At 57.1% G+C, this 24,285-nt stretch carries 20 protein-coding genes; 12 read left to right on the forward strand and 8 right to left on the reverse strand.

Translation table 11 applies throughout. The features are described from left to right. The first annotated feature begins 46 nt into the window (after window positions 1-46). Together ppgK and QP995_RS04045 are read left to right on the forward strand one after the other, a co-directional pair. The gene (ppgK, locus tag QP995_RS04040) at window positions 47-802 is read left to right on the forward strand and encodes a polyphosphate--glucose phosphotransferase (RefSeq protein WP_070642196.1); all 756 of its coding nucleotides are present in this window, start codon (window positions 47-49) and stop codon (window positions 800-802) included. Between the two features lie 395 nt (window positions 803-1,197). Further along, the gene (locus QP995_RS04045; protein WP_016422651.1) at window positions 1,198-2,760 is read left to right on the forward strand and encodes an RNA polymerase sigma factor; all 1,563 of its coding nucleotides are present in this window, start codon (window positions 1,198-1,200) and stop codon (window positions 2,758-2,760) included. 318 nt (window positions 2,761-3,078) lie between these two features. Here QP995_RS04045 and QP995_RS04050 read toward each other — a convergent pair whose 3' ends face one another. The 4 genes from QP995_RS04050 to QP995_RS04065 form a co-directional block, all read right to left on the reverse strand. Further along, window positions 3,079-4,686, reverse strand: coding sequence for an SLC13 family permease (locus QP995_RS04050; protein ID WP_284852941.1), 1,608 nt, complete (start codon window positions 4,684-4,686; stop codon window positions 3,079-3,081). Between the two features lie 282 nt (window positions 4,687-4,968). Beyond that, window positions 4,969-5,409 carry a hypothetical protein gene (locus QP995_RS04055; protein WP_070429445.1) on the reverse strand — a complete coding sequence of 147 codons (441 nt, stop codon included), beginning with the start codon at window positions 5,407-5,409 and terminating at the stop codon, window positions 4,969-4,971. Between the two features lie 39 nt (window positions 5,410-5,448). Next, window positions 5,449-7,194, reverse strand: a complete 1,746-nt coding sequence (locus QP995_RS04060) for a DEAD/DEAH box helicase (RefSeq protein ID WP_016422648.1) — start codon at window positions 7,192-7,194, stop codon at window positions 5,449-5,451. Further along, a complete protein-coding gene (locus QP995_RS04065) occupies window positions 7,191-7,439 on the reverse strand; it encodes a DUF3039 domain-containing protein (RefSeq protein WP_005509477.1) in 249 nt (82 codons plus the stop codon). The genes QP995_RS04060 and QP995_RS04065 overlap by 4 nt, the downstream gene beginning before the upstream one ends. A gap of 174 nt (window positions 7,440-7,613) precedes the next feature. Here QP995_RS04065 and QP995_RS04070 point away from each other — a divergent pair, with 174 nt between their 5' ends. From QP995_RS04070 to galE, 6 genes are all read left to right on the forward strand, one after another. Further along, entirely contained in the window at window positions 7,614-8,153 is a 540-nt protein-coding gene (locus QP995_RS04070; RefSeq protein WP_016422647.1) for a DUF3099 domain-containing protein, read from the forward strand. Between the two features lie 38 nt (window positions 8,154-8,191). Continuing rightward, entirely contained in the window at window positions 8,192-9,757 is a 1,566-nt protein-coding gene (locus tag QP995_RS04075; protein WP_284852942.1) for a DUF7782 domain-containing protein, read from the forward strand. After that, a complete protein-coding gene (gene dtd / locus QP995_RS04080) occupies window positions 9,758-10,192 on the forward strand; it encodes a D-aminoacyl-tRNA deacylase (RefSeq protein ID WP_049170914.1) in 435 nt (144 codons plus the stop codon). Window positions 10,193-10,328: 136 nt separating this feature from the next. Further along, on the forward strand, window positions 10,329-11,318 hold the full coding sequence (locus tag QP995_RS04085) for a sigma-70 family RNA polymerase sigma factor (RefSeq protein WP_016422644.1): 990 nt from the start codon (window positions 10,329-10,331) through the stop codon (window positions 11,316-11,318). A 303-nt stretch (window positions 11,319-11,621) separates the two neighbouring features. Further along, window positions 11,622-12,302 carry an iron-dependent transcriptional repressor DtxR gene (locus QP995_RS04090; protein WP_016422643.1) on the forward strand — a complete coding sequence of 227 codons (681 nt, stop codon included), beginning with the start codon at window positions 11,622-11,624 and terminating at the stop codon, window positions 12,300-12,302. Then, complete coding sequence (galE, locus tag QP995_RS04095) at window positions 12,299-13,282, forward strand: UDP-glucose 4-epimerase GalE (RefSeq protein WP_016422642.1); 984 nt, start codon at window positions 12,299-12,301, stop codon at window positions 13,280-13,282. The genes QP995_RS04090 and galE overlap by 4 nt, the downstream gene beginning before the upstream one ends. A 26-nt stretch (window positions 13,283-13,308) precedes the next feature. Here galE and QP995_RS04100 read toward each other — a convergent pair whose 3' ends face one another. Beyond that, complete coding sequence (locus QP995_RS04100) at window positions 13,309-14,421, reverse strand: DUF4192 domain-containing protein (RefSeq protein WP_284852943.1); 1,113 nt, start codon at window positions 14,419-14,421, stop codon at window positions 13,309-13,311. Between the two features lie 229 nt (window positions 14,422-14,650). On the opposite strand from QP995_RS04100, the gene QP995_RS04105 reads away from it, so the two are divergent. Further along, window positions 14,651-15,868: a PAC2 family protein gene (locus tag QP995_RS04105; RefSeq protein ID WP_284852944.1), complete on the forward strand. Its 1,218-nt coding sequence runs from the start codon at window positions 14,651-14,653 to the stop codon at window positions 15,866-15,868. A 42-nt stretch (window positions 15,869-15,910) separates the two neighbouring features. Beyond that, window positions 15,911-18,430, forward strand: coding sequence for a DEAD/DEAH box helicase (locus tag QP995_RS04110; protein ID WP_284852960.1), 2,520 nt, complete (start codon window positions 15,911-15,913; stop codon window positions 18,428-18,430). A gap of 78 nt (window positions 18,431-18,508) precedes the next feature. Here the strand turns inward: QP995_RS04110 and QP995_RS04115 are convergent, their stop codons facing one another. After that, window positions 18,509-19,441, reverse strand: a complete 933-nt coding sequence (locus tag QP995_RS04115) for a hydrogen peroxide-inducible genes activator (protein WP_048733293.1) — start codon at window positions 19,439-19,441, stop codon at window positions 18,509-18,511. Between the two features lie 105 nt (window positions 19,442-19,546). On the opposite strand from QP995_RS04115, the gene QP995_RS04120 reads away from it, so the two are divergent. Together QP995_RS04120 and ahpD are read left to right on the forward strand one after the other, a co-directional pair. Then, window positions 19,547-20,143, forward strand: coding sequence for a peroxiredoxin (locus QP995_RS04120; RefSeq protein WP_016422637.1), 597 nt, complete (start codon window positions 19,547-19,549; stop codon window positions 20,141-20,143). A 5-nt stretch (window positions 20,144-20,148) separates the two neighbouring features. Continuing rightward, on the forward strand, window positions 20,149-20,673 hold the full coding sequence (gene ahpD, locus QP995_RS04125) for an alkylhydroperoxidase, AhpD family (RefSeq protein WP_049170900.1): 525 nt from the start codon (window positions 20,149-20,151) through the stop codon (window positions 20,671-20,673). Between the two features lie 127 nt (window positions 20,674-20,800). On the opposite strand, the gene QP995_RS04130 is transcribed toward ahpD, so the two are convergent. Next, window positions 20,801-22,018, reverse strand: a complete 1,218-nt coding sequence (locus tag QP995_RS04130) for a hypothetical protein (RefSeq protein ID WP_284852945.1) — start codon at window positions 22,016-22,018, stop codon at window positions 20,801-20,803. Between the two features lie 142 nt (window positions 22,019-22,160). Further along, complete coding sequence (locus tag QP995_RS04135) at window positions 22,161-24,263, reverse strand: neutral/alkaline non-lysosomal ceramidase N-terminal domain-containing protein (protein ID WP_049170894.1); 2,103 nt, start codon at window positions 24,261-24,263, stop codon at window positions 22,161-22,163. Between the last annotated feature and the right edge of the window lie 22 nt (window positions 24,264-24,285).

Raw genomic sequence — 24,285 nt, forward strand, 5'->3', positions numbered from 1 at the left:
TTCATGCTCATGCCCCCCATTGTGTCTGTTTCGTACAATTTGAGCTATGGGACAACGAATTGGATTTGGCATCGACGTCGGAGGCTCTGGAATCAAAGGGGGCCGCGTGGATCTTGATACTGGGCAGCTTATTGGCGACCGCATTAAAATTTTCACGCCACAGCCGGCAACTCCGGAAGCGGTTGCGGAGACCATTGCAGAAATTGTGGACATTGCGAAGTGGGATTCCGATGTCGGCATCACGATTCCGTCCGTCGTACAGAATCAGATTGCCTTGCTGGCCGCCAATATTGACGGTTCTTGGGTTAATACGAACTGCCAAGAGCTCTTCGCTAAATACCTGCCCAACAACAAGGCGCACGTGCTTAACGACGCTGACGCTGCCGGCCTCGCTGAAGTCCAGTTTGGCGATCCGGGCAATAAGACAGGCGCCGTGTTGTTGCTAACTTTTGGTACAGGCATCGGCTCCGCGCTTATTCATGACGGACTGCTCTACCCCAATTCGGAGTTAGGCCACCTCATCATTGATGGCATGGAGGCCGAACACTTTGCATCCGCGAGAGTTAAGGATGTGGAGGGGCTCGGCTTCGAAGAGTGGGCTGAGCGCGTGAGCAAGGTGCTTAAGACCTACGAGGCGCTGTTTTGGCCGTCACGGATCATCGTCGGCGGCGGAATCAGTCGCGAACACGAAAAGTGGATTCCGCTGTTGACATGTAAGACTCCAGTTGTCCCCGCAAGTTTGGATAATAATGCGGGTATTGCTGGCGCCGCCTTTGCAGCTGACCAGGGACTTTACCCTTAACCACTTTCATTTCTTATATGGGGATTGGTAGCTACGTGTCGGGCGTGACACGTGCTTGAAGCCATGCCCCGTGGCGGCGATTTTAAGAATTGGTTTACAATAAGAAGTTGACTCACGGCAAGGTTGAATAATCAACAGGCTCGAGGAGGATTGGGAAAATCGAATTCCAGCGCACTGCTTCGATGAGGATTTTCACCGATTACTTCTTCGCTAGGAGCCAGAAAGCAACACTGATGACCGTGGCACGAAAAGGTCAGCTCTGAATGTTTTCCATTCGGCTAGTTGGCTATAGACGAAGTAAAGGCGCACCACTGGCGCGTTGAGCTTCTCTTCGACCGAGAGAAGCTGGCGGCGGCTTTGGCGGCGCACACAACGTACATCGTGAAAGGGCGTTCGTGGCAGGCAACGAACTGGGGCAAGCTCAGGACCAATCCACCGGGAGTGGCACCGGTTCAGCTACTCCTGCAAAGAAGGCTGTAAAGAAGGCCATCAAGAAGGCAGTGAAGAAGACCGTGGCAAAGAAGACTGCCGCGAAGAAGACTGCTGCCAAAAAGACGGCTGCTACCAAAACTGCGGCGAAGAAGACGACCGCTAAGAAGGCAGCGGCCAAGAAGACCGTGAAGAAGGCGGCCAAGAAGTCCGTCGCTAAGAAAACCACGCGTAAGGCCGCCGCCAAGAAGGCAACTAAGCGGACAACGGCTGCGAAGGCCACCGCGGCCAAGGCTGCTGCAGCGAAGGCGAAGGACGCGCAGGCTCTCGACGCAACTGAGAACGAAGAACTCGAGGACGAGGAACTCGACCACGACTTGGAGCAGGAGCAGGACTACGACCCGGATCTGGATGATGATCTCGAAGACGATGATCTTCACGACGATCTGGATGATGACGACCTCGAAGACGACGACCTCGACGATGATGAAGAAGAGGACGACGAGGACGAAGACGAAGACGAGGATGAAGAGGACGAGGGCGACGAGGTCTGGAACGAGGACGAGTCTGCTCGTCTGCGTCAGGCCCGCAAAGATGCTGCCCTCACCGCCTCCGCCGACTCTGTCCGCGCCTACCTCAAGCAGATTGGTAAGGTCGCGCTGCTGACTGCCGAGGAAGAAGTCAGTCTGGCAAAGCGCATCGAGGCCGGTCTGTACGCGCAGTACAAGATTGACGAGGCCAAGGAAGCCGGCGAGCGCATCGCTTACGCTCAGAAGCGCGACTTGCGCGAGATTTCTCGTGACGGTCAGCGCGCCAAGAATCACCTGCTCGAAGCCAACCTCCGTCTTGTGGTGTCCCTGGCAAAGCGCTACACCGGCCGTGGCATGGCTTTCCTCGACTTGATTCAGGAGGGCAACCTCGGCCTGATTCGCGCCGTCGAGAAGTTCGACTACACCAAGGGCTACAAGTTCTCCACGTACGCAACCTGGTGGATTCGCCAGGCAATTACTCGTGCAATGGCCGACCAGGCTCGAACCATTCGTATTCCGGTTCACATGGTTGAGGTCATTAATAAGCTCGGCCGTATCCAGCGCGAGTTGCTCCAGGATTTGGGCCGCGAGCCCACTCCGGAAGAGCTCGCTAAGGAGATGGACATCACCGAGGAAAAGGTTCTCGAGATTCAGCAGTACGCTCGTGAACCCATTTCGCTGGACCAGACCATCGGTGACGAGGGCGACTCCCAGCTCGGTGACTTCATTGAGGACTCAGAGGCAGTCATCGCTGTGGACGCCGTCAGCTTCACGCTCCTCCAGGACCAGCTTGGCGACGTTCTGGAGACTCTCTCCGAACGTGAAGCCGGTGTCGTCCGCCTGCGCTTCGGCCTTACCGACGGCATGCCGCGTACGCTTGACGAGATTGGCCAGGTCTACGGTGTGACACGCGAGCGCATCCGTCAGATCGAGTCCAAGACGATGTCCAAGCTGCGTCACCCATCGCGTTCGCAGGTTCTGCGCGACTACTTGGAGTAAAGCTTTAACCTGAAGTTGTTCAGGGGCTAACAGCTAGCCCCAGAGAATCGGGCTTGAATGAGGTTTCACACCTTATTCGAGCCCGGTTTTTCTTTTGGTGTCAGCGCTAGTGAGTTACTGACTGCGTTTATGTCAAAAATGACCTCAAAAATGGCCTGAAAGTGTCATAAACTCACACAGTTTCACATTTGCAGCCAAAAGCCCCGAACCACCAAAGTGTAACGGGGCGAAGGAGCATCTGAGCAACGCTAGGCGGAGAAGCCCGATGGTGGTTCAGCACACTGGCCCACCATCCACTACGGGCTACTACCTACCCAGCTAGTACACGACGCCGAATACCCACTGCAGCAGCGTCAGCGACGCCACAGAAATCACGATCAGTGCGACGATGTTCAGCCAGACACCGGCCTTGACCATGTTGTGCATGCTGACGTAGCCGGAGCCGTAGGCGATGGCGTTCGGCGGTGTTGCAACCGGCATCATGAATGCCGAAGTAGCTGCCAGTGCAACTGGAACTGCGAAGATCATCTGGTCGTGGCCCAGACCGATTGCCATCGCACCAACCAGCGGCAGGAAGGTCGCGGCCGTCGCGGTGTTAGAGGTGAACTCGGTCAGGAACAGCACAACGGCGCCGACGACAACCACGAGTGCAGCCACTGGCATCCAGCCGAGAGTAGACAGCTGCTCGCCGATCCAGTCCGACAGCCCAGAGGCACCGAACTGCGAGGACAGCGCCAGGCCACCACCGAACAGCAGCAGCACACCCCACGGCAGCTCCAACGCATTTTCCCAGCGCATGAGCCTCACGCCATTAGGGCCACCCGGAATAAGGAACAACGCAATACCCACGGTCATTGCGATAACCGCATCAGCAATCTTGGTGTCGGGCAGCAGCACCGGAACAAAGACCCACGCCAGTGCCGCCGCGATAAACACCAGGAGCACTCGGCGCTCTCCAGTCGACATACGGCCAAGGCGCTTCAACTCGTCACGCATGAGTTCGCGCCCACCTGGAATATGCGTAATCTCCGGCTTAAACAGAACATTTGTCAGCAGGAACCATGCACAGAGCATGAGCACAACCGCCACCGGGACACCGAGCAGCATCCACTGGCCAAACCCAATATTGACTCCCTGCTCCGCCATGTAGGCCGCCAGCATAGCGTTCGGAGGAGTACCAATAATGGTGCCCAGCGAACCAATCGATGCCGCGTAAGCGATACCCAGCATCAGCGCGATACCGAAGTTCGACTTTGGCATCGGGTCATAGCTTGACGACGACTCCTCGGCCTCCTCCAGCGCATCCCCACCGGGGGTTTCGGCGACCGATTCACTCGCAGAGCCCGCATCCTCTGCAGCAATCTTCTCATCGTGCAGCATTCGGACAATGAGGCTCAGGACGGACACACCGATTGGCAGCATCATCACGGCCGTAGCTGTGTTGGACACCCACATCGACAGGAAGCCAGTAGCCACCATGAAGCCGAGAATCAGCATCTTTGGTGACGACCCCATGAGCACCAGAACCCACAATGCGACGCGCTTGTGGAGGTTCCAACGCTGCATCGCCAGCGCCAACAGGAAGCCGCCCATAAAGAGGAAGATGGTCGGGTCTGTGTACTTGCCCGAGAAATCCTTAATCTCCGCGAGGTTGAGAATCGGGAATAGAGCCAGCGGCAGCAGAGCCGTAACGGCAATCGGGATAGCCTCGGACATCCACCACACGGCCATAAGCACTGCTACACCTGCGGTTGCACGCAGGTTGTGATCGAGCTCAGCCGGCATAAAGAAGTACACGAGCAGGGCCAGGATGATACCGAGTCCTAGACCGGTGCGCTTACGGAAAAGCTCCCGGCTGAGGTATCCACGGTCTTGTTGGCCCGGTGACAGTTCCGGGGAGTTGTCGCGCGTAGATGTCGCTGCCACGATTCACGCTCCTATTTAATAATCAGCAGACATCCTGTATTGCACGCGTGTTCAAACGTTTACCGCATGTAGGGGATGCCAAATGTGGGTACTTTCTGACACCAATATCATTACCAACACTCGGCCAAATATGAGATTTCACTAAGAAACCCCCGGCCGAAACTGCAGGCAGTTGGGCTTCGGGGGTGGATTACGGGGTTAGCTGATTTCCTGATTGCGTATTTGGCGTTGACCGAAAACTCCGGGCACAAAGTAAGACCGCCATTGATGTCGCTTCCGAACTCACTCCGATTGCTTCATTGGCTGATCAGTACCCATCTGCTTAGAGATGCACTCGGCATACTCTCCAGAGGTGCGCTCGAACTTCTCGCACTTCGACATCGCATCTGATGTCGACGAATACAGCATCAGCGACACCACGGCGGCCGCAATACCCGTCACAATGCCGACCACGCCCAATCCGAACGAACCGCTGATGACCGCGTCTCCCCCAGCTGCCTGCACGCGCTTCTTCGCACTCATTGCCTTCGCCATCGCGATGATGCCTAGAACAATGCCAAAGACACCGAGGATGCCACCAACAATCATCCAGGACATCAAGAGTCCGCCGACGCCAAAGATCAGTGCCAGCACGCCAATAGTCCGACCGTCATTGCCTGGTACAGCTGACAAACCACCGCCGGTCAATTCCGACGGCCTCGACTTATCACTGCTTGCCGACATTCTTCTCTCCACCATAGATTGCTCAGTTCGTTTGAAACCCTACCAATTACGCAGGTAGCTGATGCGATCACGCAACTGTTCCTCCGTGCATAGCGCAGTCGGCGGGCCACCACAGGCGCGCCGAACCTCGTTATGCACTTGACCATGTGGCTTACCGGTTCGCGCCGCTGTCATCGACACCAGCGTATTGAGCTCCTTCCGCAACTTCGGCAACACCTCACTGGCCACCTTCTGCGGCCTTGGGTACGCCGATCCTTCAATGCGGTGGACCGCGCCCCCTTCGCCTCCGCTTGACGACGATTCCCTCGCCTCCTCGCGGGCTTCCTTCTCTCGGGCACTGGCGGCTTTAAGCTGTTCATCCTGCCGCTGACGCAGCAAGAGTCGCATCTGATCGGCGTCGAGAAGCCCTGGCAAACCCAGATAATCGGCCTCTTCGGCGGAACCAGCAACGGTTGCGGTGCCGTAGGAGGAGCCGTCGTAGATGAGGTAGTCGAGTTCAGCATCCGCGCCAATGGATTCGTAGGCCGGCAGCAATTCGTCGGGTTCATCCTTGCGGCGATTGGCCTCAGCGACCAAGTCATCCTCCCAGCCTTCCGAAGGCCGATCCGGCTTGCCGAGCACGTGGTTGCGCTGCACCTCCATCTGCGAGGCCAAGTCGAGCAGCACCGGAATCGACGGCAAGAAGACGGAAGCAGTCTCCCCCGGCATGCGGCTTCGCACGAATCGTCCGATAGCCTGCGCGAAGAATAGTGGAGTCGAGGAACTGGTCGCGTACACGCCGACCGCCAGCCTCGGCACGTCCACGCCTTCGGAGACCATGCGCACGGCTACCATCCACTCATCGGTGGACTCGGAGAAAGTCTTGATTCGTTCCGACGAGCCCGGTTCATCCGAGAGCACTAACGCCACCGGCGTAGAGGCAATCTGCTCGAGAATGCGTTTGTACGCACGGGCAGTTGCCGCATCGGAGGCGATAACTAGGCCACCCGCGTCCGGGATATGCTGCCTCATCTGCGAGAGCCGGGTGTGCGCTGCCCGCAGCACAGATGGCATCCACTCGCCCTTTGGGTCAAGCGCGGTGCGCCAAGCACGCGTGGTCTCCTCTGGGCTCATCACGGTGCCCAGTCGCGCAGCGAACTCATCACCCGCGCTATCACGCCAGCGAGCTTCACCGGAATAAGCCAAAAAGACCACTGGGCGCACGACGCCGTCGGCAAGCGCATTGGAATAGCCGTACGTGTAATCGGCGACGGAACGCGAGTAACCATCGCCGTCCGGCGAGTAGCGAACAAACGGAATCGCCGCGTCATCGGAGCGGAACGGCGTACCAGTTAGGCACAGGCGGCGTTCGACATCGCCGTAAGCTTCGGAAATACCGTCGCCCCAGCTCTTGGCATCGCCGCCGTGGTGCACCTCGTCCAGAATCACCAATGTCGGCCGAGCGGTGGCTACGGCATGGTGCTTAAACGGATGCACTGCGACTTGGGCGTAGGTCACAACAATTCCCTGGTAGGAGGGGTTTACCACACCCTTGGCGTTAGAGAATTTGGGATCCAACGCAATCCCCGAACGAGCAGCAGAAGCAGCCCACTGCACTTTCAGGTGTTCAGTGGGAACTACGACGATGATGCGCTCGACAATCCGGCGCGACAGCAACTCACTGGCGATACGCAGGGCGAAGGTCGTCTTACCTGCGCCCGGTGTCGCCACTGCAAGGAAGTCCTTGGGGTTAGTCGCCAGGTATTTGTCGAGAGCCTCCTGCTGCCATTTACGAAGCCCGCTCACTTGCGACGCAGGGATTTGTAAATCCGCTCGCAGTCAGGGCATACCGGTGAACCCGGCTTCGCTGACTTCTTCACAGGGAAGGTTTCACCGCACAGAGCAACGACGTAGGAGCCGTTGACCGCGGAGTTCACGATCTGGTCCTTCTTGACGTAATGGAAGAACTTCGGGGTATCGTCCCTCGTCGACTCATCGACGCGGGTATCGGTGCGTTCAATCGTCTTTGTCGTCTTCAATGGAGTGCTCACAGATTCCAATTGTGCCCCATCGGTCAAATTATGCCCAGTGACCCAGGTGCTGGCCGCTGCTGACTGCTGCCTTCCACAGCCATCCACAACATCGCTACGACTACGCGAGCATGCGGCTGCAACGGACATAGCTAGTTGAGACGACCCCACGCCACAGGCGTATGCTAGACAACCATGGCGCGAATCAATGACCGTCGCGACTCCGCGCTGCCGAAACGCGGAAGTTCCCGGCGACGCAAGAAAGACGCGGCGTTGATTACCGACGCCCGCGGCTCTCGGATTCGCAACTATGACCACCGCCGCCACGTCTACGCGGCTCTGCAATGGTCTCGCATTCCGCTGCTGCTTCTTTCCGGCGCTTTTTATCTGTGGTGGGATGTGCCGTGGATTGCAGCGATTCTCATGGTCGTCTCCGTACCCATGCCGTGGATCGCGGTTGTCATCGCCAATGGCGTTGGAGAACCCGCTGACAAGCGTAAGCCGCGCGTCTACAAGCCTGGAGTTGTACGCGAGCAAAACCGCAAATGGGAGGAGCAGCAACGCCAGCGCGCCCTCAAGGAAGCAGAGATGCGCGCGCTCGGTTCTGCCGCCAGTACCGAAGACACCGACGCACCGACGCAGTCCGGTAACGAGACCACCTCAAATCCCTTCGATGACGCAAATGTCATCGATATGCCGGAAGACGACGATTCGTCGTCAAGCTCCCCTAACTAGCCCCTCCGCCCCGCTTTACGACGAAGGTAGTGCCTACGATGACCTTTTCCCCCTCCACCTTCACCCCACCGACTGATCAGCAGCTTCGTGATTTTGTCGACTGTGCGGAGGAATTTGCCACCGCGCTCAGGCGCCTTGAGTTTTCCAGTAAGTCACTGCGTCGAGTCCTAGGCGCCGAGGGACTGGCCGCGCTGGACCGCGGTGAGCCCGGCGTTGTCGATGTTCTACTTACCGAAACTGAGGGCGTTTCTGCGGACACTGTGACCGCGTTGCGTCTTTTCATCCTGGGCGATTTCGCCGACGCACAGCAGCTATTTGGGGCTGAGCTGACAGCCAAGTTACTGGGCAGCGGCATACTTGCCGGCACCGCCACCAACGCACAGGTGTGTATCGATGTGCGCCCGGTCGAGATTGCGGGAGTCGACCGTATTGTCTTTTCCGACCGCGATGCCTCTATGAGCGATCACGTTCCTGGACCCGATCATGTCTTGGGCGTAGGGCGGGCTTCCCGCTCCCTCCTCGATATTTCGCCGACCTCGGCGGTGGAATCCGTACTCGACCTCGGTGCCGGTTGTGGCGTCCAGAGTCTTGCCCAGCCGGATGCAAAGTCGATTGTCGCGACGGACATTCACCCCCGGGCGCTGTTTTTTGCCCGCGCTGCTTTCGCCGCAAATGGCTTCGACCAGGCGCAGGCCGTCGAAGGTTCGTGGTTTGAACCGGTTGCAGGCAAGAAGTTTGACCGCATTGTGGCGAACCCGCCGTTCGTCGTAGGGCTGCCAAGTGTGGAACATGTTTACCGTGACTCAGGATTGAATCTGGACGGTGCCACCGAACTTATGATCCGCGGTCTGGCCGACCATCTCACCGACGGCGGCACGGCGCATCTGCTCGGTGCTTGGGCCCATATCGAAGGCGAAAGTTGGCAACAGCGCATCGCCTCTTGGCTCCCTGCTGAAGGCCTCGAAGTGTGGGTAACACAACGAGATGTCGCCACGCCGGCGGAATACATCGGCACCTGGCTTCGAGACGAGTCCATCGACCCCCGCAGCCCAGAAGGCTGCGAGCGCTCCCGTGCCTGGCTGGAGCACTTCCGCAACAGCGGCGTGACAGGCATCGGGTTCGGCTACATCACAGTCCAACGCATTGCCGGCCCGACTTCCGCCGTGTGCGAAGAAATGCCGCAGCCTTTGGCCGCTCCCTTCGGCGCCGAAGCCCAGGAGTATCTCGGCCGCGCCGAATGGCTTCGCGCACAAACTGCTAACACCATCCTCGAAGCTGCCTTTACTGTGCGACCCGGCGTCGCCTTAGAACGCGTTTCGCTTGCCGACGTCGACAGCGGCCAGGGCTTCACTGAGTTCGATACGCGCATCTCACGCACCGACGGCCCCGCCTGGACACACTCAATCGATGAGTCCGTCGCAACCATCCTGGGTGCACTGCATCCCGAAGCTGCCCTGGGCTCCGTCATCGACATCATGGCAATGTTTGGAGCCTTTGATGAGTCCGAAGTCCCTGCAATCAAGGACGCCCTAGTTCCCATCGTCGTTGACTTGGTTCGCCATGGTCTGATTCTCCCCGCCGAGCTCTTGGAGGATAAACAGTAAATGAAAGCCGTTCTCACCCGAGTTAAATCCGCGTCAGTCACTGTCGACGGCTCCGTTGTTGGCCACGTTGACGGAGGCGATACCGGCGCCATTTTGGCGCTCGTAGGTGTTGGCCGCGAGGACACTGCCGATGCTTGGGAAACGATGGCCCGCAAGATTGCGGAGCTGCGCATTCTGGATGGCGAGCTCAGCGCTGTCGACGCTGGCGCCCCGGTGCTCGTTGTTAGCCAATTCACGTTGATGGGGGCGACAAAGAAGGGACGGCGGCCGTCGTGGGTAGACGCGGCTCCGGGCCCAGAGGCCGGACCCGTCATAGAAAAAATTGTCGAGAACTTGCGCAATCGTGGCTTGACGGTCGAAACGGGACAATTTGGAGCGATGATGGAGGTCGCATCCGTCAATGATGGACCCTTTACAGTTCTCGTAGAATGCTAGTCGCGGCAGTTTTTCTTAACATTATATTTGCATGGCAAAATTACCCTATTGACATTCATCAACTTTCACGGGAACATTTCCGTAACTCCGTGCGTTGTAGTTATCGAGTCCACTTAAAAATCCAGGAGGCAGATTCATGAAGAGTGCCGATATTCAAAATGACGAACTGGAAGGTCAGCCACGGGACAAGGGGCGCCGCACTGGCAATAACTCCAATCCGTCCGCCGATTTGGTTCGTGTGTATTTGAACGGCATCGGAAAGACTGCTCTTCTCAGCGCTGAAGAAGAGGTGGAACTTTCTAAGCGCATTGAAGCCGGTGTATACGCCGAGCATTTGCTGCAGACCGGCGCGAAAATGACCCGCGCAAAGAAGCGTGATGTCAAGATTTTGGCAAAGGAAGGTAAGGCTGCACGCGCCCACCTACTCGAAGCCAATCTCCGTCTTGTGGTCTCGCTGGCGAAGCGCTACACCAACCGCGGTATGCCTCTGCTGGATCTAATCCAGGAGGGCAACTTGGGCCTCATCCGCGCCATGGAAAAGTTCGACTACACCAAGGGTTTCAAGTTCTCCACTTACGCAACGTGGTGGATTCGCCAAGCTATTACCCGCGGTATGGCTGATCAGTCGCGCACCATTCGCCTCCCTGTTCATTTGGTTGAGCAGGTCAACAAGATTTCTCGTATCAAGCGTGAGCTCTACCAGCAACTCGGCCGTGAGGCTACGAATGAGGAATTGGCAGAGGAATCCGGCATTCCAGAAGCCAAGATTGAGATGCTGCTGCGTCAGTCCCGCGACCCGGTGAGCTTGGACATGCCGGTGGGCACTGATGAGGAAGCTCCTCTGGGAGACTTCATCGAGGACTCAGAGGCAACTGATGCCGAGGAGGCAGTTGTCGCTTCCCTGCGTCACCACGATGTCCGCAAGGTTCTGTCCACTCTCGAGATTCGAGAGCAGGAAGTTATTAAGCTCCGCTACGGTCTCGACGATGGCCTGCCCCGCACGCTGGATCAGATTGGCCGCCACTTTGGCCTGTCTCGAGAGCGCGTCCGCCAGATTGAGCGGGAAGTTATGTCCAAGCTCCGCGAGGGTGACCGTGCTGACAAGCTGCGTGAGTACGCAAACTAACGCCACATGGCGGTGACATCGATAGGGTTCCTAATTTCAGCCCTGAGATAGAGCTGGACTTCAATGCCGACCCCGTGCCGGAGTTTCATCCACACTGGCGGTCGGCGTTTTCGTCTGCACGTCGAACTTTCGACATCGCGTACGCTCCCTTCCGTCTCAGCAGCGCCCACCGAACCAAGCTTTTCGCTGCCTAATCAGCACCAAAGCCACTAGATTTGCGAGCCCTAACATCTTTCTTGCGCAAGTGTGGTTATCCTAATACTTGAGTGAAAACTTTTAAGACTGTGTTATCGGAGGAAAACCGTGAGGGATTTGGTTGACACCACGGAAATGTACTTACGTACGATTTTCGAACTCGAAGAAGAGGGCATCATTCCTTTGCGTGCTCGCATTGCCGAACGCCTTGAGCAGTCGGGGCCGACCGTTAGCCAAACCGTTGCGCGCATGGAGCGCGATGGCCTTCTCGTAGTTGCCCCAGATCGCAGCTTGCAGCTTTCCGACGAGGGCCGCAGGCTGGCCACGGCTGTCATGCGTAAGCACCGCCTAGCTGAGCGCCTACTTACGGATGTCATTGGCCTCGAATGGGACAAGGTTCACGACGAAGCCTGCCGCTGGGAGCACGTAATGAGTGACGAGGTCGAGCGCAAACTTCTCGACGTGCTTGACTCTTACACACGCTCCCCATTCGGCAATCCGATTCCCGGTTTGGGAGACCTCGGTGGGACTCAGTCACCAGAGTCGTTAGAGAACGTTCGCCGACTGTCCGATCTAAACCCCGGCGAGTACACCGTTGAGATCGTCCAGATTAACGAAATCCTGCAGGTCGAGCAGAGCTACATGAAGCGTCTCCACAAGGCTGGAATTATGCCGGGTACTGAGGCACTTGCCGAGGTTGCCGCCGGCCGCGTGACTCTCGCCCGTGGTGATCATTCTCTTGACATTCCGGATACTCTGTCTCACGCAATCATGGTGATTATCAAATGAAACTCCTCGTCACTGGTGGTGCCGGCTACGTCGGTAGCGTGTGCTCGGCAGTATTGATTTCTCTTGGCCACGACGTCACCATTCTGGACAACTTCTCTGTTGGCAACCGTGATGCGGTGCCAGAGGGCGCGACCCTAGTCGAAGGCGATGTGGCGGACAAGGCCTACGAGGTTCTGTCCTCCGACAGCTTCGACGGCGTCGTTCATTTCGCTGCGAAATCGCTTGTTGGCGAGTCTGTTGAGGTTCCTTCCGACTACTGGCACAACAATGTGGGCCAAACCCTGAAGCTACTCGACGCAATGCGTGATACCGGTACGAATAACCTGGTGTTCTCTTCGACAGCTGCAACCTACGGTGAGCCAGAGAAGACACCAATTACCGAAGACATGCCAACCGCACCGACCAACCCTTACGGTGCCACCAAGCTGGCCATGGACTACGCCATCTCGTCTTACGCCAAGGCATACAACATCGGCGCTACCAGCTTGCGTTACTTCAATGTGGCGGGTGCCTGGGGCGGTTTTGGCGAAAACCGTGAGGTGGAAACTCACCTCATCCCCCTGGTACTGCAGGTTGCGCTCGGTCACCGCGACAAGATTATGGTCTTTGGCAATGACTGGCCGACTCCGGACGGCACCGCGGTTCGTGACTACATCCACATCAAAGACCTCGCCGATGCGCACGTCTTGGCACTGGAGTCCAACACGCCGGGAACCCACCGTATCTTCAACCTCGGTTCTGGCGACGGCTTTTCGGTTCGCCAGGTTATTGAGACCTGCCGTAAGGTCACCGGTCACCCGATTCCTGCTGAGGATGCACCGCGTAGAGCCGGTGATCCGGCAACCCTTATTGCCTCTTCTCAGCGCGCCATGGACGAGCTCGGATGGAAGCCCAATCATACGGAGCTGGAAACCATCGTCGCCGATGCATGGGAGTACACCAAGAACCTCGGCGACCGAGCCCACTCGGCGCACCGCTAGGTACTGCAGCACAGCTTGCAGGGTCGCTAATCAATACGCGGCATTTTCACCTTGTATACCCTGCGCAGCACCTCTTGTGCCGCACCAAGAATTGTGCCAACGCACCTCGGCACAATTTGATTGGCGACCGCAATTTCCAGCAACTGAGTCAGTGAATGATTCGGTTGCTCCCCCGCTGCCTCATCGAGAGCTGTTTGCGCATAGTTCTCCAGCCCAGCCGCGAACTTTGCGATGGCAAAACACGCTAAAGCGTTAGCACGCAGGCTGCCGCGGTGGACGATTGCGGCCTCGCGCCAGATTTCTCCCATTGATTGCGCCAACTGCGTAGTAATGAAAATCATGGACATATCGCGCAAGGTGACGTTGGTCAGTGCTGCAGCAATGGCATATCCCGCGGTTTCATCGCGAACCGCCTCATGTGCATCCATCACACCATCGGCCACGTTTTCCACGGCGGCTTTTAGCATGTCGAAATGCTCGATGAGCGCGGGATTGTCCGAACCAATTTTGAGCTTCCTAGGCTGCTCAACGGCTGTCGCTCGTTCCCGGAGGCGTTCAATCAGAGCCCTGTCTTTACTGTCGCGGAATTGGCCACCTCGAAAATAGCTGCGGTACTCCTCATAGTTTTTGAAAATCTGCTCTCCCTGCCGGGAGATTAGATTTGCATTGTCGGTCATCAGACTGTCACCGACAATGCCGACGATCTCTCCCTGCTCGTCCGTGACAACTTCCCCCGCAGCAATAGTGGCAACGCCCGCCAAACGCACCTCATACAGGCCGCCTTCTCGCAGCCAGCCTGTAATAGGTGTGGAGTCCTTTTCAATCCCCCAGGATTCGTCGATGATAAACACATCTGCGTGAGTGCATCCTTCATCGAGCAGGAAGTCCGCGGCTGCCCGCACCAAGTCAGGATTGTTCTCCATCGAGGCCACATCCTTAATCAGCATCGGGCCAGCATGCGCTGTCGGATCAAACTCGACCTTGCCATCGATGAGATCTTCGACCTGCTGACGATACAACGCCGCAATCACTACCTGCCCCCGCGGATAGAATCCAACGATTCCCGGCAGGTTCGTCAAAAAAACACTCGGCTCAATTTCAGGCTTTTGTCCTGCACCGAAGTTCTGTTTGTTTCCCATTAATTCCTTACCCCTTTTCCCCCATTGGAATAGCTCGACAGCGGACAATCCTCTCGCCATCTGGTGGCTCTCATTGTTATCGAATCCGCAACAGCCTTGCTTGTGCGCGACCGGAAAAATCGGCCCATCTGTGGACTACTTTCAACTTGTGGATAACTGGAATAATTTCTGCGGTATCGTGGTTGTTTACTTCAAATGACGAAAAATGTGATGCAGGAGGTAGTCGTACGTGAGTGATCCGACCGACAAGCCTCAGGGCAATATGTACGAGGTAGTTTTTCCGGTTCCTGACGTAACGGGAAGCGAGGGCCATCTGACCCTGGTCATTGCACTTAGCGGTTATGCGGATGCCGGTAATGCCGTCTCGGAATCAGCTAGTTTCCTCTTGGGTGCTCTCGAGCACCGTCCATTGGTGAACTTTTCTATCGACGAGCTGATTGATTATCGTTCTCGCCGTCCCTCTGTGACGATGAACCACGACCAGATTGTGGATGTATTCGATTTGAACCTGTCACTCAATGTGGTTCGCGACAACGTCGGTAAGCCGTTCTTGCTGCTTTCTGGCCCTGAGCCAGACATGCGGTGGGAGGCTTTCTCGACTGCCGTGGCAGATTTGGCGGAGCGCTACGATGTCGGTCGGACTGTGTCGCTGTACTCGGCACCGATGACGGTTCCGCACACCCGACCGCTGGGCATCATCGCCCACGGCACAGATAAGCGGAAACTCGGTGATATGCATACCTGGGGAAACCGCGTCACAGTTCCGGGTGCTGCGAGCCTGAACATTGAGTACGAGCTCGCCAGCCGCGGTTGTGATGCCTTTGGTTTCACCGCACAGGTGCCACACTATGTCGCGGCCTCTGAGTATCCGCTGGCGTCACTGCGGCTGTTGCAGGAGGTAGCAAAACTAGCCAAGCTCGAGCTCCCGCTTGAGGCGTTGGAGAAGGAATCCGCGCGGGTGGCGGAGCTGCTCAATACGCAGACGAATGATTCCGGCGAGGTCTCTCAGCTGGTCAATCTTCTCGAGGAACAGTACGACCAGGAAGTTCAACGTCGTCAAGAGCTGGAGACTTCTCCCCTACTTGGACCTAACGGCGAGATGCCTTCGGCCGACGAGATTGGCGCTGAGTTCGAAAGGTTCCTCGCTTCTCAACCGCTGCGCCCAGTAGAGGATTCTTCCTCGCTTGACGACGAGGCGGAGACCCCGGCCAACTCGGATTCCTCGGCAACTACATCAGAGGACACTGACGCACACTCGGAAGAACCCGAGTCGGCCTCGGCGGATGATAGGTCTGCGGAGTTTTCTGCAGACGGCACTGCCGAACAGCCTGAGTCAGAACAGCCCGAGTCTGAACAGCCTCGGGAAGAGCAGGCGGAAAGCGAAGAATCCGGTGAACCGGAAAAGCCCCGCCGTCGGCGCGGCTGGAAGCCCTGGTTCCGCTTCTAATCCGGGGTTACCGCTAGGGTGGGAAGCGTGTCACTATCTGAAATGCTTCCCGACCTAGCTGAGGTTCCAGAGTCCCTTTTCGACGATGCGATTATGGACTCGTTCATTGCCTGGACCAGGGATCAGGGCATCACGCTCTACCCGGCCCAGGAGGAGGCCGCTATTGGTCTCGCTGGTGGCGACCACGTCATCCTTGCCACTCCGACAGGGTCGGGCAAGTCCATGGTGGCTATTGCTGCCCACTTCTGCGCGCTTGCCCGTGGCCAACGCAGCTTTTACACAGCGCCTATTAAGGCCTTGGTCAGCGAGAAGTTCTTTGCCCTCTGCGAGGTCTTTGGCGCTGAGAACGTCGGTATGATGACCGGCGATGCCACCGTCAACGGTGGTGCACCCATCATCTGCGCAACTGCGGAAATTGTCGCCAATATCGCCCTGCGCGACGGGGCCGACGCCGATATTGACCAGGTGGTAATGGATGAATTCCACTTCTATGCGGATCCCGATCGCGGGTGGGCATGGCAAGTGCCCTTGCTCGAGCTTTCCCGTTGCCAATTCCTGTTGATGTCCGCCACTCTCGGCGATACTCAAAAGTTTGAGACGGATTTGAAGGAACGCACGGGACTCGACGTCAACCTCGTTACAGGTACGACGCGCCCGGTACCGCTGGATTTCCACTATGTCTACACACCAGTTCATGACACGCTGGCGGAGTTGCTGGAATCCGGCAAAGCCCCAATCTACATCGTCTTTTTCTCCCAGCGCCAAGCAGCTGAACAGGCTCAGGCACTGACCGGTCTGAAGCTGCTGACGAAGGAGGAGAAGGAGCGGATTCGCGAAGAGATTGGCGATTTCCGGTTTACCACGGCCTTTGGTCGAGTTCTTTCCAAGTTGGTGCGCCAGGGCATTGGCGTCCACCATGCGGGAATGCTGCCGAAGTACCGTCGTTTGGTTGAGCGTCTCTCTCAGACTGGTCTGCTGAAGGTCATCTGTGGCACGGATACCCTCGGCGTCGGCATCAACGTGCCTATTCGCACGGTGCTGATTACCGGTTTGGCCAAGTTCGATGGCCGTCGTAGCCGTATTCTCAAGTCACGCGAGTTCCACCAGATCGCTGGACGCGCCGGCCGTGCTGGCTACGACACCGAGGGCACCGTAGTTGTCGAAGCACCTGAACACGAAATCGAAAACGCCAAGCTGCGGCGCCGTGCCGGCCAGGATGAGGCCAAACTGAAGAAGTTGCGGCTGAAGTCCGTTCCCAAGGGCGAAGTGACATGGTCGGAGAAGACCTTCGACAAAATCGTTTCTCAGCCACCAGAGCCGCTGACCAGCCGCTTTGCAGTGACCAACGGTATGTTGCTCAACGTCATTGCACGTGGTGGCGATACCTACGAACACATGCGTCATCTGCTGCGCACCAATCACGACACCCGCCACCAGCAAAATGAGGCTATTCTGACCGCAATTGAGCTCTACCGCGGTTTGGTCAACGCGGGAATCGTCGTCACGCATGGCGAGGGCGATGACTGCCGCCCCGAGCTGACAATGGAGCTGCAGCGTGACTTCGCGCTCAATCAGCCGCTGTCGCCTTTCGCCATCGCCGCGCTCGAACTGTTGGATAAGGACAGCCCGAACTACGCACTCGATGTCATCAGTGTGTTTGAGTCAATTCTGGAAGACCCTCGCCCACTGCTCATCGCGCAGCAGAAAAAGGCACGCGGTGAAGAAATCGCCGCGCTCAAGGCCGAGGGTGTTGATTACACCGAACGTATGAACATCGTCGAAGACATCACATGGCCGATGCCGCTTGCCGACGAGCTGGAGGGTGCATTCGACACCTATGCTCAAGGTCACCCGTGGGTGCGTGAATTTTCGCTGTCGCCCAAGTCAGTAGTGCGCGAGATGGTGGAAAAGGCCATGACTTTCTCGGACGTGGTATCTGAGTATGGAATTGCCCGCTCTGAAGGTATTTTCTTGCGCTACCTCACCGATGCCTGGCGCACTTTGCGACATTCTCTCCCACCGGAAGCCGCTAACGAGGAACTTCGGGACATTGTGGAATGGCTCGGCGAGCTCGTTGTGCAGGTGGATAACTCCCTGGTGGATGAATGGGCGCAAATGGCCGATCCGGACAAGCCATTGGACGAGGAAACTCTCAAGGAAGCGGCTTTTGGCACCGACGAGTCGCGGCCCCTTACAGGCAACGAACGTGCATTTACCCGTATGGTGCGCAATCTCATGTTCCGCCACGTGCAGCTCTTTGCCTTTGAAAAGGAGGAGGAGCTGGCCGACCTGGACAACTACCTCGACGATGCGCCAGATTGGCCTGCCGCAATGGATGACTACTTCGATGAATACGATGACCTAGGGATCGATGCAAAGGCTCGCGGCGGCGATATGATTTCGATTGACCGCAAGGCTGGTGAGGGCCTATGGCATGTGATCCAGATACTCGATGACCCTGAGGGCGACCACGGCTGGCGCTTTGAAGCGGACGTTGACTTGGCTGCATCTGATGAATACGGCGAGGTCAGGTTGGGATCGCTGCGAATTATTCAGGGATAAACGCGAAAAACCGGGCTGGAACTGCCAGCCCGGTTTTTGCTTATTTCGTACGCTATTGCAGCATGCGCCAAGAGAGCTTTAGGCAACAGCGTCCATGTATGCCTGCCGTACCAGTTCAGCAATTCGATTGAACTCGCCGCCGCGTACCGATGATGCGCGGTGAACCAGCCCAATGGTGCGTCCCGGCCGTGCCGGACCTTCGAATCGTGCAACAGCCAGGCCGGGGCGGTCGGCCTCAATCTTGACAGCCGATTCCGGTACAAGCGACTGCCCCAACCCACCGGCAACACACTGCACGACGGTGGATAGAGAAGCCGCCCGTGTTTCCAAGCTGGAGGTCTCGCCGTGAACAGCATCGACCTTGCGACAAATATCCAACACCTGGTCGCGCAGGCAATGACCGTCGTCAAGCAGAAGCAAGTCCAAGTCCCTGATTGCCTCAAGCTTTACGTCTTCCTTACCTGCCAGCGGATGATCCTCTGGCACGACGATGTAGAACTCCTCGTCGTAGAGGTAAATCTCTTCAAAGGAAGGCACATCGGATGGCAGTGCCATGATGGCTGCATCAATGGTGCCGGAGCGAAGTGATTCGATGAGGCGCTCGGTCGGCTCTTCGACAATCCTAGGCTTTAGATCTGGCAGCTCGTCACGAACCAACTGGAGGAAGTTGGGCAGCACGTATGGAGCAACCGTAGGGATAACACCAATGGATAGTGGTCCGGACAAATCATCTGTACGGCCAGAGGCGCGAGCAACAATCTCGTCAACAATTTCAGATGCTTGGCGGGCATATGGAATCAGACCGCGACCGAGTGGCGTCACCAGCACTCGGCGAGTCGAACGCTCTACAAGCTGCACCCCCAGTCCCTGCTCAAGGGTGGAAAGCGCTTGTGACAGGCTGGGCTGTGAAATGCCGAGGCGGGCAGCGGCTTGACCGAAGTGACCGGTATCGGCAATCGCGACAAAGGCACGTAACTGAGGCAAAGTGGGCCGATAATCTCTATTACGCATACCTATAAGCCTACACGAGCTTATTAACTTTTTCCTCTTGACGGTTCGGGAATCCATAGGCATAATGGTGTGTGACCCCAAAAGGAATACATTCAGGAGGATTCCATGGCAATTTTGACTGTTGGCGACAAGTTCCCCGAGTTTTCTCTGACCGCTCTGAAGGGCGGCAACCTGCGTGATGCAAACGCTTCTTCTCCGGATGACTACTTCGAGCAGGTAACCAATGAGTCCTACGAGGGTAAGTGGAAGGTCGTCTTCTTCTACCCGAAGGACTTCACCTTTGTCTGCCCGACTGAGATTGCTGCATTCGGCAAGCTGAATGAGGAATTCGAGGACCGTGACACCGTTATTCTCGGTGGCTCTGGCGACAACGAGTTCTCCCACTTCAACTGGCGTGCAACCCACGAGGAACTGCTGGACATCCCGTTCCCGATGTTCTCCGACATCCGCCATGACCTGATGCGTGCACTCGGCGTCGAGAACGCTGACGGTGTTGCAGACCGCGCAACCTTCATCATTGACCCGGACGGCATCATTCAGTTCGTCTCCGTTACCCCGGACGCTGTCGGTCGTAACGTTGACGAGGTTCTGCGTGTTCTCGACGCTCTTCAGTCTGAAGAGGTCTGCGCATGTAACTGGCAGAAGAATGACCCGACCAAGAACATCGACAAGATGGACGTTCTGAAGCAGGAGCTGAAGTAACTCATATGAGCATCGATAACCTTCGTTCCGGTCTACCGGAGTACGCCAAGGACATGAAGCTGAACCTTGGCACTCTCACCCGTTCTACGGAACTCTCCGAGCAGCAGCTGTGGGGTACCCTGCTTGCATCCGCTGCTGCCACCTGCAACGAGACCGTTTTCTCCGAGATCGCTGAGGAAGCCAAGGAGCACCTGTCTGACGAGGCTTTCGAGTCTGCGCTTGGTGCGGCCACCGTTATGGGCATGAACAACGTTGCTTACCGCACTCGCCACATGCTCGGTGATGACTACGCACAGGTCAAGTTCGGCCTGCGCATGAACATCATCTCCAATCCGGGTGTCGAGAAGGAAGACTTCGAGCTGTGGTCTCTGGCAGTTTCTGCCATCAACGGCTGTGAAGCTTGCGTGACTTCTCACGCAAAGGTCGTCCGCGATGCTGGTCTGACCAAGGAGCAGGTCTGGGAAGCTGTGAAGATTGCAGGCACCGTCTCTGGTGTTGCACAGGCTGTCTTCGCTGAGGCTACCCGCTAAATATTCGGAGCATAGGTTCGGCTTTTGATAGCCGAACGCTCCCCCGCAGGATTACCTGCTGACGAAATAGCGCCCGAGGAACCAATTTGTACCGGTTCCTTGGGCGCTTTTTCTTGTTCGTTTTTGGCTACTGCTGTGGCGGGTAATAACCCGGATTCTCCTGGGCTTCATTGATAACCCGCCGGCCACCGATGAGCTGACGGTAGATATGTACTTGCACTAGGAGAGCAAGCGGGACTGTGTACAACATACCGATATAGAAGAGCATTGCACCTGCGGAAGAAACAATCGACGTCAGAATGAATGCAACGAGCATCGTCCAATACTGAGGCTTCACCAAGCGCCATGCGACGACCGGAGCCTCAAGTGCTGTTGCTCGACCATCAAAAACAAGAAGCGGCATAGTCGCTGTGATTGGCATGATGAAGATGGACAGCACAAGTACCAACAGGTAGCCGATGGGAATCATCGCAGCTGCAGCTTCACTGCCGTTGGCAGACAGGGATACTCCAGCGATGAAGAGCGCCATCCCCGGAAGCATGGCGAGCAGCCCCACCAGGAACGTGACAATGTAGGCACCGATAAGAGATCCCCACCGGTTTACACGGAAGAAAGTACCGTAGCTCGGCACTCGCCCGTCGACAGCTTCGAATGCACCGCGCAGCATAAATGCCTGCATCGCGAACATGCCCACGGCAATTAGGAGTGCCATCGCGCCGAGAGTCGCGAACATTGACCCTAGATCCTCAAACGGAACATCGCCTGGATAGTTCGGCTCGAAGTCCGGATCGAAATCACCAGATGCAAAGAGAATTGCCGCTGCGCCAACAATCAGGGCTACTAGTACGGCGAAGAACGTCAGCATGATGCCAAGCCAGGAAGCAAAATTGCTGTTTAGACTACGAAACGCCGCGGAAAAGGCACTTCCAATGTCGACCTTCGTCGGCCCCTGTGCCACAGGCTTCACCGGTGGCTCATCGCCACCTGGCATGTTGACTCCGGGAGCAAGTGCACCGGCTGCAGGATTCCCGCCTGCCGGTTGCTGCCAATAGCTCGAGCCTGCACCATAGGGTTGCCCGCCGTAACTATCGCGCGACTCGCCAGTTCCATAAGAAGGAATTTCGCCATAAGCCTGTTCACGGCCGTAAGCCTGATTCCACTGGGGCGAATCCGCTGGTCCACGCGGGCCATGTTGTGCGTCCGAATCGAACCCGTAAGGGTTGTAGTCCTGCGAACCATTGTTGGGAAAACCGTGACTCTGGGAGTCATAGTTATTGGACTCATTGTCCCGGCTGCCGTCACCGTAAGGATCGTTGTTGCTATATGGATCGTTTGGGGTATTCATGAAGCAAATTGCTCCTGCCAAATTGACGGATACATAAAAATAGTGCGCACAACGGACTATACGTGAGACAAGGCCTTGACGAGTTTTTAAAGGCCGAAGTATAAGTCACATTGTGCGCATGGACGTATTTAATTGGACGTTCTTACACGAGCTCCACCGCGGCGGCTCCCTCGAACTCGTTCAGCGAATCACCGGCACCCAACGCGCTACCACGCACGATGATGTCATACTTGCCCGGCGCGACTCCTCCGGTCTCCCAAGTGACCTTGGCGGTGGTGTAATTACCGTCCTTGGCAAATTCAATGACAGTTGCCTGGTCCCAGTCGTCAGAAACGATCTCACCGCGGTCATTTTTGATGAGTAGGTAGCCGTCTTCCAGTCGCAAGTCGTTATTCGGATTTGCCGCGACGAATTGGGCAACGGCCTGCTGCCCTACCGTGACGCTTGCAGTCGATTCGAGCACGTCACCAAAATTCTTGCCCATTGGTACGGAATCGATAGTCTTTCCTCCTGCTGGCGACGGCGGGATGATGCCAGTGAGGTCACCTGCAGCACTGCCCGGGTCGACAGCCATGCCGTCGGCAAGCGCGTGGGCGAGATCGTGATAGATGGAGATCATCGCACTGAGCGTGTACTTGCCGAAAGCCGTTGCGCCGCCCTCGTAGTCCTGCTGATCGTATTCCTCTGGGGTAACGACGTAGTGTCCATAGCTGTTGGTGTAGCCCTGGCAGATGACAGTGTCGATTGGAACGCCGAGGATTTCAGCGACGTGCTGACGCATGCGGTAACCCGACATCGTGGTTGGTTCAAGGCCGTTGGTAATCAAGGTGAAGCCACCGATGCGGGTGATGGAGAACATGTGGGTCTGCTGGAGAAGACCATCGATGTAGCCCACTGGCAGCAGGCATTCTTTCTCGCCCTGAATCTCCCCGATATTTTTCGGGAGTACGACGTTATTGAGCTGACGTACCCACGGTGTGCCTCCACGCTGGCCCTCGTTGAAACCTAGGGCTGGTTCGCCGCCGCCGTCCTCCTGGCTACTGGCTGCGAAGGCCGCACCGAGGATTGCAGGTCCAGTGCGGTGCGGCTGGCCGTCGGGCGTGAATTGGCCGTCAATGTCGACATCGCCGAGGTTGACCCACTTGTGGACGGTAGAGATTCCGCCTCCTGGCAGTGCAATGGTCTGACCCTGGGTAGCGTCAATCTGACGCTGACCGAGAATGCGGGCGGACTCTGCTTCGTCTCCGTTGCCGGGACCCGAATTTGGCACGAGCCCCATGTTCGGGCTGATGTCACCCGGGCACGACATGGTAAATGCGGCGACAAAGGGGGCATCGGCCGGCTCACGGTGGGTAACCCCGCGGTCGACCTCAACCTTCCATGCTGCATAGCCCTTGTTGTCGCCGTCGATGATGGTGTGCTCGGGGCCGAAGGTGGTCGGATGAATTCCATACCAGTTAATGAATCCGACTTCGCGACCACCGCGACTCACGTGCAGTGTATGGCTTTCCGGGTTGACTCCGTCGGGGAAAAGACGCTGTTCTTCCTCGGGGTTACGCCTGAATGCCTCCAGGGAGCGGTTAACACCCGCATCCTTGGCAATCCCCTTGGTCAGGTGGATAGTCGACGGCTGGTAATCAGCGTGTGCACGTTCAATAGCCTTGACCACACCGACGACCACAGCTTCGAAAGTGACGGGACGGAAACCGAGAGTAGTCAGGTCGACCATAAGATGGCCCGATGTACCACCCGGCGCGACATGCGTATGAGATGCGCAGATAAGCACGTTGCCCTCGTGGTAGAGGTCTCCGAAGAGAGCTCGCAGTCGCCGCAGAACTTCCATCTGGATGGACTGGAACATGAGCCCCATATCTGCGGTGACGTGGACGACACGGTTGTCGTTGTCATCACCGAAGATGAATGCACGCGCCATCTGGCGAAGACGCAGACCCGAGGTGGTCTGGTCCATGACCGCATACCCGTTCATGCCAGCGCCGAGTGGCTCGCCTGTCATGTCAGCCATTCCTCGACCGACATTCAAAGTGGTGGTCGAATTCCCCGCGGCGGCAGAAGCCCCGTTTGCAGGAGCGGCGTTTGCCTTTGATGCACCATTTACGGCAGGCATCATACTCGCAGCTGACACGGCAGTTGCTCCGACGAGGAAGCCTCGCCTGCCCACTTGGTACGGGGCGCGTGCGGTTGGTTCTGCCGAATTCGACGATGATGCCATCTGGGGATCGAGCATGTCACATCCTCTTCATATTTCT

Source organism: Corynebacterium sp. MSK032 (assembly GCF_030232065.1).
GTDB classification, from domain to species: domain Bacteria; phylum Actinomycetota; class Actinomycetes; order Mycobacteriales; family Mycobacteriaceae; genus Corynebacterium; species Corynebacterium jeikeium_D.

Bases quoted from the DNA above. Each gene is read 5' to 3' on its own strand.
- QP995_RS04100 (WP_284852943.1), bottom strand. From the start codon at position 14,421: ATGGGAAACAAACAGAACTTCGGTGCAGGACAAAAGCCTGAAATTGAG.
- ppgK (WP_070642196.1), top strand. From the start codon at position 47: ATGGGACAACGAATTGGATTTGGCATCGACGTCGGAGGCTCTGGAATC.
- QP995_RS04115 (WP_048733293.1), bottom strand. From the start codon at position 19,441: ATGCGTAATAGAGATTATCGGCCCACTTTGCCTCAGTTACGTGCCTTT.
- QP995_RS04075 (WP_284852942.1), top strand. From the start codon at position 8,192: ATGACCTTTTCCCCCTCCACCTTCACCCCACCGACTGATCAGCAGCTT.
- galE (WP_016422642.1), top strand. From the start codon at position 12,299: ATGAAACTCCTCGTCACTGGTGGTGCCGGCTACGTCGGTAGCGTGTGC.
- QP995_RS04085 (WP_016422644.1), top strand. From the start codon at position 10,329: ATGAAGAGTGCCGATATTCAAAATGACGAACTGGAAGGTCAGCCACGG.
- QP995_RS04130 (WP_284852945.1), bottom strand. From the start codon at position 22,018: ATGAATACCCCAAACGATCCATATAGCAACAACGATCCTTACGGTGAC.
- dtd (WP_049170914.1), top strand. From the start codon at position 9,758: ATGAAAGCCGTTCTCACCCGAGTTAAATCCGCGTCAGTCACTGTCGAC.
- QP995_RS04110 (WP_284852960.1), top strand. From the start codon at position 15,911: ATGCTTCCCGACCTAGCTGAGGTTCCAGAGTCCCTTTTCGACGATGCG.
- QP995_RS04120 (WP_016422637.1), top strand. From the start codon at position 19,547: ATGGCAATTTTGACTGTTGGCGACAAGTTCCCCGAGTTTTCTCTGACC.
- QP995_RS04055 (WP_070429445.1), bottom strand. From the start codon at position 5,409: ATGTCGGCAAGCAGTGATAAGTCGAGGCCGTCGGAATTGACCGGCGGT.
- QP995_RS04070 (WP_016422647.1), top strand. From the start codon at position 7,614: ATGGCGCGAATCAATGACCGTCGCGACTCCGCGCTGCCGAAACGCGGA.
- QP995_RS04135 (WP_049170894.1), bottom strand. From the start codon at position 24,263: ATGCTCGATCCCCAGATGGCATCATCGTCGAATTCGGCAGAACCAACC.
- ahpD (WP_049170900.1), top strand. From the start codon at position 20,149: ATGAGCATCGATAACCTTCGTTCCGGTCTACCGGAGTACGCCAAGGAC.